General features: G+C 70.5%; 12 protein-coding genes and 1 pseudogene. 5 read left to right on the top strand and 8 right to left on the bottom strand.

Annotated features, from left to right (window positions below; all coding sequences use genetic code 11):
• The 4 genes and pseudogenes from KN815_RS02160 to KN815_RS02145 form a co-directional block, all read right to left on the bottom strand.
• Positions 1-401 (bottom strand): annotated as a pseudogene (locus KN815_RS02160) (ATP-binding protein); the annotation flags it as partial.
• A gap of 210 nt (positions 402-611) precedes the next feature.
• Entirely contained in the window at positions 612-935 is a 324-nt protein-coding gene (locus KN815_RS02155) for an STAS domain-containing protein (RefSeq protein ID WP_216339591.1), read from the bottom strand.
• Between the two features lie 155 nt (positions 936-1,090).
• Positions 1,091-1,939 carry a 3-hydroxyacyl-CoA dehydrogenase family protein gene (locus KN815_RS02150; protein ID WP_216339590.1) on the bottom strand — a complete coding sequence of 283 codons (849 nt, stop codon included), beginning with the start codon at positions 1,937-1,939 and terminating at the stop codon, positions 1,091-1,093.
• A gap of 97 nt (positions 1,940-2,036) precedes the next feature.
• Positions 2,037-2,678 (bottom strand): TetR/AcrR family transcriptional regulator, encoded by a 642-nt coding sequence (locus KN815_RS02145; protein WP_216339589.1) that lies wholly within the window; start codon positions 2,676-2,678, stop codon positions 2,037-2,039.
• Positions 2,679-2,758: 80 nt separating this feature from the next.
• Between KN815_RS02145 and KN815_RS02140 the strand changes: the two genes are divergently transcribed.
• From KN815_RS02140 to KN815_RS02130, 3 genes are read left to right on the top strand one after another with little or no spacing between them, the layout of a single operon-like run.
• Positions 2,759-3,541 carry an ABC transporter ATP-binding protein gene (locus KN815_RS02140; protein WP_216339602.1) on the top strand — a complete coding sequence of 261 codons (783 nt, stop codon included), beginning with the start codon at positions 2,759-2,761 and terminating at the stop codon, positions 3,539-3,541.
• A gap of 47 nt (positions 3,542-3,588) precedes the next feature.
• On the top strand, positions 3,589-4,344 hold the full coding sequence (locus KN815_RS02135) for an ABC transporter permease (protein ID WP_216339587.1): 756 nt from the start codon (positions 3,589-3,591) through the stop codon (positions 4,342-4,344).
• Positions 4,345-4,367: 23 nt separating this feature from the next.
• Positions 4,368-4,940 (top strand): cob(I)yrinic acid a,c-diamide adenosyltransferase, encoded by a 573-nt coding sequence (locus KN815_RS02130; protein ID WP_216339585.1) that lies wholly within the window; start codon positions 4,368-4,370, stop codon positions 4,938-4,940.
• A gap of 96 nt (positions 4,941-5,036) precedes the next feature.
• Here the strand turns inward: KN815_RS02130 and KN815_RS02125 are convergent, their stop codons facing one another.
• Positions 5,037-5,588, bottom strand: a complete 552-nt coding sequence (locus tag KN815_RS02125; protein ID WP_216339583.1) for a hypothetical protein — start codon at positions 5,586-5,588, stop codon at positions 5,037-5,039.
• A 171-nt stretch (positions 5,589-5,759) separates the two neighbouring features.
• Here KN815_RS02125 and KN815_RS02120 point away from each other — a divergent pair, with 171 nt between their 5' ends.
• Both KN815_RS02120 and KN815_RS02115 read left to right on the top strand, forming a co-directional pair.
• Positions 5,760-6,974, top strand: a complete 1,215-nt coding sequence (locus tag KN815_RS02120) for a sensor histidine kinase (RefSeq protein WP_216339581.1) — start codon at positions 5,760-5,762, stop codon at positions 6,972-6,974.
• Between the two features lie 34 nt (positions 6,975-7,008).
• Positions 7,009-7,698: a response regulator gene (locus tag KN815_RS02115; protein ID WP_216339579.1), complete on the top strand. Its 690-nt coding sequence runs from the start codon at positions 7,009-7,011 to the stop codon at positions 7,696-7,698.
• A 38-nt stretch (positions 7,699-7,736) separates the two neighbouring features.
• On the opposite strand, the gene KN815_RS02110 is transcribed toward KN815_RS02115, so the two are convergent.
• The 3 genes from KN815_RS02110 to atpD all read right to left on the bottom strand — a co-directional run bounded on the left by KN815_RS02110 (position 7,737) and on the right by atpD (position 10,239).
• Entirely contained in the window at positions 7,737-8,186 is a 450-nt protein-coding gene (locus KN815_RS02110; protein ID WP_216339576.1) for a DUF2550 domain-containing protein, read from the bottom strand.
• 118 nt (positions 8,187-8,304) lie between these two features.
• On the bottom strand, positions 8,305-8,682 hold the full coding sequence (locus tag KN815_RS02105) for a F0F1 ATP synthase subunit epsilon (RefSeq protein ID WP_216339574.1): 378 nt from the start codon (positions 8,680-8,682) through the stop codon (positions 8,305-8,307).
• Between the two features lie 111 nt (positions 8,683-8,793).
• Positions 8,794-10,239, bottom strand: coding sequence for a F0F1 ATP synthase subunit beta (atpD, locus tag KN815_RS02100; RefSeq protein WP_121824841.1), 1,446 nt, complete (start codon positions 10,237-10,239; stop codon positions 8,794-8,796).
• Positions 10,240-10,241 lie beyond the last annotated feature (2 nt).

Raw genomic sequence — 10,241 nt, 5'->3', positions numbered from 1 at the left:
TGGCGCAGCTCGGCGCGCTCGTCGGGGCCGTGGCGCTCGGGCCGGGCGGGGCGCGCTCCGGGCGGGCAGGGTTCTATCTCGCTGCCGTCGACGGGGTTGACGGTGAGCAGGTAGTCACCGGTGACGATGCGCGCGGTGCGGGCGGGAGGCCCGGCAGGATCGGACGAAACCGAGGACACGGAAGAAGCCGAGGAGGCCGAGGAGGCGGAAGAGGCCGAGGAGCCGGACGCCTGGCTGCCCAGCGGCGGCGTCGGTACGTCCCCCGGCAGTCCCGGCGGCGTGGGCGGGCGCGCTGGCGAGCCGGCGCCGGGAGCGTCCGCGGCATGCGGCGCACCGGACGCCGCACCCGGCCCGGACTCGTCCCGGCCGTGCTCCTGCGATCCGCGGTTCTTCGGGTCCATGTCCTTGCCCCCCAGATGCGTGGCGTGCTGTAAGGCTCCCCGGCCTGCCTTCGCTTCTGGTCCGGTGCCGCCGTAGGGAATGTGTCCGGCATCCACCGAACCCCGGGCCGGTATCACACGGCCTGGACCTGCTCACAGTATCCACCGCGCGGGAGGGGGCCCACGCCACCCCGGGTAACCCGGCACCCCCGGATATCCGGCCCGCGCGGCTCACACTCGCGGCAGTGACTCCGCCTCCAGCCCGCCCTCGATCGCCAGGATGCGGTGCAGCCGGGTGGCCACCAGCAGCCGCTGCATCTGGAGCGGCACCCCGCGCAGCACCAGCCGTCTGCCCACCCGGCCCGCGCGGCGGTGCGCGCCCATGATCACTCCGAGCCCGGTGGCGTCCCAGGAGTCCAGTTCGGTCAGGTCGAGAACGAGATCCCCGCCCCCGGCGTCCACAGCGGTGTGCAGGGCCGTACGGGCGTCCGCCGCGCTCCGGACGTCCAGTCGGCCCCCGACGACCAGCTCGGCGTGGTCGCCCCTGATGTGCATATGCGCTCCCCTATACGGTGCGTCGTGTCGTCAATGCGCCATTTCTGTCTACAGAACTGACTGCCTCTCACACGCGGAAGTTGCCGTCTGTAAGCGAACCGATACCGAATTCACCCAGGAGGGTGAGTTCCGGGCCTGGCGCCGCACCAGGGCCCTCAGTAGCGGTAGAAGCCCTCGCCGCTCTTACGGCCGATGTCCCCCGCGTCGACCATCCGGCGCATGATCTCCGGCGGTGCGAACTTCTCGTCCTGCGACTCGGTGTAGATGTTGTCGGTGGCGTGCAGCAGAATGTCCACGCCGGTCAGGTCGGCCGTGGCGAGGGGCCCCATCGCATGGCCGAAGCCCAGCTTGCAGGCCGTGTCGATGTCCTCGGCCGTGGCGACCCCCGATTCGTACAGCTTCGCCGCCTCCACGACGAGTGCGGAGATCAGCCGGGTGGTGACAAAGCCCGCCACATCGCGGTTGACGACGATACAGGTCTTGCCGACACCCTCCGCGAACTCCCGTGCGGCGGCGAGGGTTTCATCACTGGTCTTGTGACCGCGGACCAGCTCGCACAAACCCATCATCGGGACGGGCGAGAAGAAGTGGGTGCCGACGACCCGCTCCGGGTTCCGGGTGGCCGCGGCGATCTTGGTGATCGGGATGGCGGAGGTGTTCGAGGCCAGGATCGTATCGTCCTTGACCAGTTGGTCGAGGGTGCCGAAGATCTCCCGCTTGACCTCGATCTTCTCGAAGACGGCCTCCACCACGACATCCGCGTCGGCGGCGGCCTCGAGGTCGGTGGTGGTGGTGATCCGGCCCAGCGCCCGCTCGGCCTCCTCCGCCGCCAGCTTGCCCTTGGCGACGAACTTCTCGTACGAGGCCCTGATGCCGTCGGTGCCGCGGCGCAGCGCCTCATCGGTCACATCGCGCAGCACCACGTCCCAGCCGGCCTGGGCCGAGACCTGCGCGATACCGGACCCCATGAGTCCGGCTCCGATGACCGCGAGCTTCTTGGCCACGACACACACCCCTCTGTTCCGTCTGATCTGGTCAACAGTCCGATGTGCCGGACCTTAACGCCCGTTCACCCCCGCGGGCAGCCCCTCGTAACGCGCGTCACGGTGTGTTCTTCACCGCATAGTTGAGCACCGTGTCGCCAAGGAGCGACTCCATGACATCGATATCGCGGAGGGCGTCCTCGGCGACCGAGTCCACGCCGCCGCCCTCCGCGAGCCCGCGGATGATGGAGCGCAGGACGGCGTTCTGCAACCCGATGAGCTGGTGCGCGATGAACTCGGGCGTCGGGTCCCGCGGGTCGGCGGCGGCCTCCTCGCGCAGCGTGGCACCGAGCTGGTGGACGGTCCGGCCCTGGATGGCGAAGAGTCTGGCCATCAGCGTCGGGGACTTCACGATGACCTGACGGAACTGCTCATAGCCCTCGGTCAGCCCGACGTAGGGGTGCCGTTCGCGGATGTCCTGGCGCAGTTGGTCCATCAGCGCCCGCGCCGCCGACCGTCCGGCCGGGCGCTCGCGGACGAGCCGGGAGGGCCGGTCGACGACCTCCTCCTCGCGGTCGACGAAGAGGTCCTCCTTGGCCGGGAAGTAGTTGTAGACCGTGTTGACGGAGACCTCGGCCGCCTCGGCGATCTCCGCGATCGTGACCGCGTCGAAGCCGCGCTCCATGAACAGCCCGGTCGCGACGTCCGAGATGTGCTGCCTGGTCTGCCGCTTCTTCCGCTCCCTGAGTCCTTCCGCCATGGCCCCATCCTAGCTTCGCTGGGGCTGCTTGATTTTTGGGGTCATTGCAAAATTAGGGAGACCCTGTTTTTATGAGCCGCATGGCAGTCATCACGACGAACGGCCTCACCCACACCTTCCGGACCAAGCGCGGCCCGGTGACCGCCGTGCGCGGTATCGACCTGACCGTCGAGCGCGGTGAGATCCTCGGCTTCCTCGGGCCCAACGGAGCGGGCAAGACCACCACGCTGCGCATGCTCACCACGCTGCTCCCGCCCACCGGCGGCAGCGCCACCGTCGCCGGGCACGACCTCGCCCGCGATCCGGCCGGGGTGCGCCGGCGGATCGGATATGTGGCGCAGGCCGGCGGGGTCGATCCGACCGTCTCCGTACGGGAGGAACTGATCACCCAGGGGCGCCTCTACCGGATGGCCAAGGCCGAGGCGACCGCCCGCGCCGGGCAACTGGCCCGGGATCTGGGCCTGACCGAGCTGCTGGACCGCCCCTGTGCCGCGCTCTCCGGCGGGCAGCGGCGGCGGCTGGACATCGCCCTCGGCCTGGTCCACCGGCCCGAGATCCTCTTCCTGGACGAGCCGACCACCGGCCTCGACCCCGGCAGCCGCGCCGATCTGTGGCAACTGATCCGCGGGCTGCGCTCCGAGCACGGCATGACGGTCTTCCTGACCACCCACTACCTGGACGAGGCGGAGGCGCTGGCCGACCGTCTGGTCATCGTCGACCAGGGCCTGGTGGCCGCCGAGGGGACGGCGCGGCGACTCAAGACCGAGCACGGCGGCTCACCGGACGCCACCCTCCAGGACGCCTTCATCGCCATCACCGGGCGCGGCACCGCCCCGCGGAACCCCGCCCCGCTCGCCGTCTGACACGCAGTCACCGGATGCGCCCCAAGCGCCCCACGGAGGAAGGCCCCATGCCCCCGCTCATCGCCGACACGGCCCTGATATTCGGCCGCTACGCCCGCCAGACGCTGCGCTCCACACCAGCCCTGATCTTCGGGATGGTCCAGCCGCTGCTCTTCCTCGTCTTCTTCGGCCCGCTGCTCACCGATCTGCCGCTCGGCGGCCGGGCCGGCTCCTGGCAGACCATCGTCCCCGGCATCCTCGTCCAACTCGGCCTGTTCAGCGCCTCGTTCACCGGGATCGGGCTGATCCTCGAACGGCGTACGGGGGTCATCGAGCGGATGCGGGTCACCCCGGTCAGCCGGCTGGCGCTGCTCATGGGCCGGGTGCTCAAGGACGTCGCCCTGCTGCTGGTGCAGTCCCTGCTGCTGGTGTGCGTCGCCGTGGTGCTCGGGCTGCGCGCCCCGGTGCTGGGCGTGGCGATCGGCTTCGTCTTCGTCGGGGTGCTGACCGTCTCGCTCGCCTCGCTCTCCTACGCGCTGGCGATGCGGGTGGCGTCCCCGCAGGGATTCGCGCCGGTCATCAACTCCATCACCATGCCCGCGATGCTGCTGTCCGGGATTCTGCTGCCGATGTCGCTCGGGCCCCGCTGGCTCGACATCGCCTCGCACTTCGTGCCGTTCCGCTATCTCGTGGACGGGGTGCGGGCCGCCTTCGCGGGCGAGTACGGGGACGGGAAGATCGCGCTGGCCTCGCTGGTGGCCTCCGCGCTCGCGGTCGTCGCCGTCACCCTGGGCGCACGGCTCTTCCAGCAGGCCGGGGCGTAGGACCGCCGCGTAGGCTCGGCCCCATGGTCAATCTCACCCGCATCTATACGCGTACCGGGGACACGGGCACCACCGCCCTCGGCGATATGAGCCGCACCGCCAAGACCGATACCCGGATCTCCGCGTACGCCGACGCGAACGAGGCGAACGCCGCGATCGGAGTGGCCATCGCCATGGGCCGGTTGCCCGCCGAGATCGTCACGGTGCTGGTCCGCGTCCAGAACGACCTGTTCGACGTGGGCGCGGATCTGTGCACCCCCGTGGTGGAGAACCCGGAGCACCCTCCGCTCCGCGTCGAGCAGAGCTATATCGACAAGCTGGAGGCGGACTGCGACGGATTCCTGGAGGGTCTGGAGAAGCTGCGCAGCTTCATCCTCCCGGGCGGCACCCCGGGGGCCGCGCTGCTGCACCAGGCGTGCACGGTGGCGCGCCGCGCCGAGCGCTCCACCTGGGCGGCGCTCGCCGAGCACGGGGAGTCGATGAACGCGCTCACCGCCACCTATCTCAACCGGCTCTCGGACCTGCTGTTCATCCTGGCCCGGGCGGCCAACAAGGAGGTCGGCGACGTCCTGTGGGTCCCGGGCGAGAACCGCTGAAAACCACGGGCCCCGCCGGCCCGGCCGCGCGTGGCAGCGCGTTGCCGGGGCCGACGGGGCGGGGCGGGGCTCGTCGTCGTCTGCCCGTTACGGGGGTTAGCGAGCAGACGACGCGGAGCGCTCCCGCTTGGGAAAGAGCGTGTAGCTGAGCGCGATGAGCACATTGATGCCGATCAGGAAGAGCATCTTGGTCTGCCAGTCGCGCAGCGAGCCGATCTCGCCGTCGTCGCCGACGTACCAGATCGCGCCCTGGAGCAGAGCGATGGCGATGACCGCCGCCAGCACCCAGCGACCGGCCGTCTTCCACTCGTGCAGCGTCTTCGCGGCGCCGTACTTGGCCGGCTTGACCGGCGGCGGGCCGCCGAAGAAGCGGTGGGCCACCCGGGCGTCGACCCATTTGATCGTCGAATGGCCGAGGGCGGCCGAGTATCCGATGTAGACCGCGGCGAGGCCGTGCTTCCAGTCCGGTTCGGCGCCGTTCCGCAGGTCGATCACGGTCGTCACGAACAGCACCAGCTCCAGCAGCGGCTCACACAGCAGCACGGCGGTGCTGGCCTTCGGCATGTTCGCCACATACCGCAGCAGGAGCCCGATGGCCAGCAGCACCCAGAAGCCGACTTCACAGGCGATGATCAACGCGACAACCACGATGTTTCCTCTCTCCCTCTGCCCTTGGCCCCACCCTCTCCCGGCGATCAGGGCGCCCGCGTCGTCGTCGGCGATGAAACCCGGCTGCATCCTTCGATGTACGCCGCCGGGCCCTGGGCCCGGACCCAGGGGGGAGGCCCACCCGGCGCGCCACATGGTGTGATGGGTGCCATGCCGTCCCGTCCCCACCTGCCGCGCCCGCACCGGCATGACGTCCTGATCGCCCTCAGCGGACTGCTCGGCGGGGCCCTGATGTGGGCGCTGGGGGTGAGCAACAACCCTCCGTTCTTCCACACGCCCCGATCGCTGGCGCTGATCGCGCTGCTGGTGATCTCGGCGGTCGTGCTGCTGCGCCGCTCCAGGCCCCTCATCGCCCTGGGGGTGGGGACCGCCGCGCTCGGCGTCGACATCCTCAGCGGCGGGCTGTCCGTGACGTTCCTGATCTACACCGACCTGGTGTACGCGGCCGTCATGTACTCCGGCCCGCTCGCCGCCCGGCGCATCCCCCAGTTCTGCGGGCTCCTCACGGGGCTGGCGACCGTGGTGCCGCTGGCCATCTTCGGCGACCCGGTGACGCTGCTGATCGGCCCCTTCGTCGCACTGCTCACCCTCACCCCGGCGTGGACCGGGACGGTGGTCCGCAACCACCGTGAGGAGGCCGCGGCGGCCCGTCTGGAGGCGGAACGCGTCGCCCTGCTGGCCGAGTTGGACCGGCGGGAGGCGGTCGCCTCCGAGCGCTCCCGGATGGCGCGCGAACTCCACGACATGGTGGCGAACCATCTGTCGGCCATCGCCATCCACTCCAGCGCCGCGCTCTCCCTCAAGGACCCCGCCGCGACCGACGAGGCGCTCGGCGTCATCAGGGAGAACAGCGTGCGGGGCCTGGCCGAGATGCGCCGGCTGATCGGACTGCTGCGGGACCCGGGGGACACGGCGGAACCGGCCGCCATCTCCACCCTCGACGCGCTCGACACCCTGCTGGAGCAGGCCCGCGCCAACGCCCGCCCCGGCGGGCAGGACATCGTCCTGTGCGATGAGCGGCCGGCCGGCGGCGACCCGCTGCCCGCCCCGGTCGAGCTCGCCGCGTACCGCATCGTCCAGGAGTCGCTCACCAACGCCCTCAAGCACGCCGCACCCGGCCGGGTGGACGTGACCCTGGCGCACCGCGCGGACGGCCCGCTCGAAGTCAGCGTCATCAGCCCCTACGGCGACCGCTCGGGCCCCCGGGCGCCCGGCTCCGGCACCGGGCTGATCGGGATGCGCGAGCGGGTCAACCTGCTCGGCGGCACCCTCGACGCCGGACCCGTCACCGGACCCCGCGGCATGGTGTGGCAGGTGCGGGCGGCGCTCCCCCGGGGCGACGAGAGCGCTCAGAGTGTGCCATGACCCTTCGACGACCCTTCGACGACCAGGAGCCACTGTGACCCCGCCCGCCCCGCCCGCAGGTACCGCGTCCGAGCCGATCCGGGTTCTGGTCGCCGAGGACCAGAGCGCCGTGCGTTCCGGGCTGGTGCTGATCCTGCGGTCCGCCCCCGATGTCGAGGTGGTCGGCGAGGCGGTCGACGGCCTCCAGGCGGTGGAGATGGCCCGGGCGCTGCGCCCCGATGTGGTGCTGATGGACGTCCAGATGCCACGGCTGGACGGGGTGTCGGCCACCCGCCAGGTGGTCGCGGAACAGTTGGCCGATGTGCTGGTGCTCACCACCTTCGACCTCGACGAGTACGTCTTCGGGGCGCTGCGCGCGGGCGCCTCCGGATTCCTGCTCAAGGACAGCGAGGCGGCCGATCTGATCGAGGCGGTCCGTACGGTGGGGCGCGGCGAGGGGATGATCGCCACGGCGGTGACCCGGCGCCTGATCGCGGAGTTCGCCCGGCCCCAGGCCGCCCCCTCCCCCACCGCGCCCAGCCCCGCGGCGCTCGCCTCGCTCACCCCGCGGGAGCGGGAGGTGCTGGCCTGTCTCGGTCAGGGGCTGTCGAACGCGCAGATCGCGGCGCGGCTGACCATGGCGGAGGCGACGGTGAAGACGCATGTCAGCAGGCTGCTGAACAAGCTGGAGCTGCGCAGCCGGGTCCAGGCCGCGGTACTGGCCCAGGAACTGGGCGTGCGATAGCGCAAGGGCTGCCGTGGGTGCGGCGGGTGACGAGGTGGCTAGGCGACGTTGACGCGCTGGCCCGGGGGCGCGGCCTCCAGCCAGGCCAGGAAGCCGGTCAGGGCGTCCTCGCTCATGGCCAGCTCCAGTTGGGTGCCGCCGTGCCGGCAGGCCAGCACCACCGCGTCGGAGAGCAGCGCCAGCTCCTCCTCGCCCTTGGGGGTGCGCCGCTCCAGCACCTCGATCGAGGCGCGCTCCAGCATCCGCCGGGGCCTGGGCGCGTAGGAGAAGACGCGGAACCACTCGATGCGGTCACCGTTGTAGCGGGCGACCCCGTACACCCAGCCCTTGCCGCTGGTCTCGGATTCGCTTGCGGGTGGGTCCCAGCGCAGGGAACAGTCGAAGGTTCCGCCGGACCGCTGGATCAGCCGCCGCCGGAGACCGAAGACGAAGAGTCCCACCACCACCAGCGCGACGACCACGCCGCCCACAAGCAGAGCGAGGACCATCTTCACCGACCTCCTCGCGTCATCCGGAAAAACCGCACCTGCATCGCCTCAGCCGCGGACCGCTGAAAGGGCTCCAGCGAGGTCCGCGGCTGAGGTTTTCCGACCGTACGTGACAGGCTCAGTGCGCTCCCGCCACCGCACGCAGCCGGACGTCGGCGCGCCGCTCGGCGGCGGCGTCCGCCGCCGCCTTGGCACGCTCCAGCGCCCGCTCCGCGCGCTTGACATCGATCTCGTCGGACAGCTCCGCGACCTCGGCCAGCAGTGAGAGCTTGTCGTCCGCGAACGAGATGAACCCACCGTGCACCGCGGCCAGGACCGTCCCGCCGTCGACCGAACGGATGGTCACCGGGCCGGACTCCAGCACACCGAGCAGCGGCTGGTGGCCGGGCATGACGCCGATGTCACCCGATGTGGTGCGCGCGATGACCAAGGTGGCGGCACCGGACCACACACTGCGGTCCGCAGCGACCATCTCGACCTGTAGCTCAGCAGCCAACGTGGCTCCTCGGGTCTCTCCCCGCCGGGTCGGGCAGGGCTTTCGTCAAAGAATAACGGGCGTACGGAGAGGGGTGGGACCGGGCCCACCCCTCCCGCGGAGCTACGGGGCTCAGGAGACGCCCAGCTCCTTGGCCTTGGCCTTGAGGTCGTCCAGGCCACCGCACATGAAGAACGCCTGCTCGGGGAAGTGGTCGAACTCACCATCGGCGATCGCGTTGAACGCGGCGATGGACTCGTCCAGCGGCACATCCGATCCGTCGAGGCCGGTGAACTGCTTCGCCGCGTGGGTGTTCTGCGACAGGAAGCGCTCGATACGGCGGGCGCGGAAGACGGTGAGCTTGTCCTCCTCGCCGAGCTCGTCGATGCCCAGGATGTTGATGATGTCCTGGAGGTCCTTGTACTTCTGGAGGATCGACTTCACGCGCGAGGCGCAGTCGTAGTGATCCTGCGAGATGTAGCGCGGGTCCAGGATCCGGGACGTCGAGTCCAGCGGGTCCACCGCCGGGTAGATGCCCTTCTCCGAGATCGGCCGGGAGAGCGTCGTCGTCGCGTCGAGGTGCGCGAAGACGTTCGCCGGGGCCGGGTCGGTCAGGTCGTCCGCGGGGACGTAGATCGCCTGCATCGAGGTGATCGAGTGACCACGGGTCGAGGTGATGCGCTCCTGGAGAAGGCCCATCTCGTCGGCCAGGTTCGGCTGGTAGCCCACCGCGGAGGGCATCCGGCCGAGCAGGGTCGAGACCTCGGAACCGGCCTGGGTGAAGCGGAAGATGTTGTCGACGAAGAACAGCACGTCCTGCTTCTGCACATCGCGGAAGTACTCCGCCATGGTCAGACCGGCCAGGGCGACGCGCAGCCGGGTGCCCGGGGGCTCGTCCATCTGGCCGAAGACCAGCGCCGTCTGCGGGAGCACGCCGGACTCGGCCATCTCCTCGATCAGGTCGTTGCCCTCACGGGTGCGCTCGCCGACACCGGCGAACACGGAAACGCCCTCGTGCAGCTTGGCCACACGCATGATCATTTCCTGGATGAGGACGGTCTTGCCGACGCCCGCGCCGCCGAACAGGCCGATCTTGCCGCCCTTGACGTACGGGGTCAGCAGGTCGACGACCTTCAGACCGGTCTCGAACATCTCGGTCTTGGACTCGAGCTGGTCGAAGGCCGGGGCCTTGCGGTGGATGGACCAGCGCTCGGTGACCTCGGACTCGGCCTCGGGCTCGTTGAGGATCTGGCCGAGGGTGTTGAACACCCGGCCCTTGGTGACGTCCCCGACGGGCACGGTGATGCCGGCGCCGGTGTCGGTCACGGCGGCCTGGCGGACCAGGCCGTCGGTGGGCTGCATGGAGATGGAGCGCACCAGGCCCTCGCCGAGGTGCTGCGCGACCTCGAGGGTCAGGGTCTTCTTCGCCCCGTCCTGGGCCGGGTCGGCGACCTCGACGGTCAGCGCGTTGTAGATGTCCGGCATCGCGTCGACGGGGAACTCCACGTCGACGACCGGGCCGATGACCCGCGCGACGCGGCCCGCGGCCACAGCGGTTGGCTCAACAGTGGTGGTCATAG

The sequence above is a fragment of the Streptomyces niphimycinicus genome, assembly GCF_018883605.1.
GTDB classification, from domain to species: Bacteria; Actinomycetota; Actinomycetes; order Streptomycetales; family Streptomycetaceae; genus Streptomyces; species Streptomyces niphimycinicus.
This window is presented reverse-complemented; position numbering and strand designations above follow the sequence as displayed.

Excerpts from the sequence above, each read along its gene's own strand:
- KN815_RS02155 (WP_216339591.1), bottom strand. The coding sequence starts at position 935 with ATGCACATCAGGGGCGACCACGCCGAGCTGGTCGTCGGGGGCCGACTG.
- KN815_RS02145 (WP_216339589.1), bottom strand. The coding sequence starts at position 2,678 with ATGGCGGAAGGACTCAGGGAGCGGAAGAAGCGGCAGACCAGGCAGCAC.
- KN815_RS02140 (WP_216339602.1), top strand. The coding sequence starts at position 2,759 with ATGGCAGTCATCACGACGAACGGCCTCACCCACACCTTCCGGACCAAG.
- KN815_RS02135 (WP_216339587.1), top strand. The coding sequence starts at position 3,589 with ATGCCCCCGCTCATCGCCGACACGGCCCTGATATTCGGCCGCTACGCC.
- KN815_RS02130 (WP_216339585.1), top strand. The coding sequence starts at position 4,368 with ATGGTCAATCTCACCCGCATCTATACGCGTACCGGGGACACGGGCACC.
- KN815_RS02120 (WP_216339581.1), top strand. The coding sequence starts at position 5,760 with ATGCCGTCCCGTCCCCACCTGCCGCGCCCGCACCGGCATGACGTCCTG.
- KN815_RS02110 (WP_216339576.1), bottom strand. The coding sequence starts at position 8,186 with ATGGTCCTCGCTCTGCTTGTGGGCGGCGTGGTCGTCGCGCTGGTGGTG.
- atpD (WP_121824841.1), bottom strand. The coding sequence starts at position 10,239 with ATGACCACCACTGTTGAGCCAACCGCTGTGGCCGCGGGCCGCGTCGCG.